The sequence below is a fragment of the Vogesella mureinivorans genome (assembly GCF_007644035.1).
GTDB classification, from domain to species: domain Bacteria; phylum Pseudomonadota; class Gammaproteobacteria; order Burkholderiales; family Chromobacteriaceae; genus Vogesella; species Vogesella mureinivorans.
Genome location: NZ_VMTV02000192.1, coordinates 1 through 284, shown reverse-complemented (window position 1 = coordinate 284; position 284 = coordinate 1). Strand labels below are relative to the sequence as shown.

Annotated in this window: 1 protein-coding gene; it reads right to left on the bottom strand. The window is 62.7% G+C overall.

Going from position 1 to position 284, the window contains the following annotated elements; genetic code table 11:
* A partial coding sequence (locus FLQ44_RS07755; RefSeq protein ID WP_206208731.1) for a RecQ family zinc-binding domain-containing protein occupies positions 1-284 on the bottom strand: 284 nt, incomplete at both ends.

The window sequence follows — 284 nt, the reverse complement described above, 5'->3', positions numbered from 1 at the left end:
GCAAGTATCGCCTGCCGCCTGCAGCCTGTGGTTTCGCAGACGCCCAGCAGGGCATTGAGCTTGCTGTTCTCGACCCGCTTGACGGCATCGGGCGCGTTGCCTTCAGCGATCATGCGCCGGCGCTGCACAACGTCGGCCATGCCATAGCTCATCCAGGCTTCCGAGGGCTGGCCATCACGTCCTGCGCGACCCGTTTCCTGATAATAGGCTTCTATCGAGGACGGCAGATCGAGGTGAGCGACATAGCGCACGTCGGGCTTGTCAATGCCCATCCCGAACGCCAC